1 protein-coding gene is annotated in these 255 nt (G+C 65.9%); it reads left to right on the top strand.

From position 1 onward, the window contains the following. Window positions 1-255, top strand: a 255-nt coding sequence (locus FCK22_RS18255) for an SAM-dependent methyltransferase (RefSeq protein ID WP_248646600.1), incomplete at both ends; no start/stop codon positions are given.

Here is a 255-nt window from a genome sequence, read left to right as displayed (position 1 = left end):
GGGCGTGGCGCAATCGGTGATCCTGACCCGCACCTCGGGCCGCGCCACGGCGATGCCCGAAGGCGAGACCCTGGCCAATTTCGCCCGCACTGGAGCGACGCTGGCCATCCACCTGTCGGTGCATGTGCTTGATAAAGTCGTCGAAGAACTGACCCCGCATTACGGTGCCGATTGCCCCGTCGCCGTGGTCTGGCGTGCAAGCTGGCCCGATCAGCGCATCGTCAAGGCGACGCTTGCCACCCTGCGCACTGAAGT

It is taken from the genome of Sulfitobacter sp. 15WGC, assembly GCF_005068605.1.
Classification (GTDB): domain Bacteria; phylum Pseudomonadota; class Alphaproteobacteria; order Rhodobacterales; family Rhodobacteraceae; genus Sulfitobacter; species Sulfitobacter faviae.
This window is presented reverse-complemented; position numbering and strand designations above follow the sequence as displayed.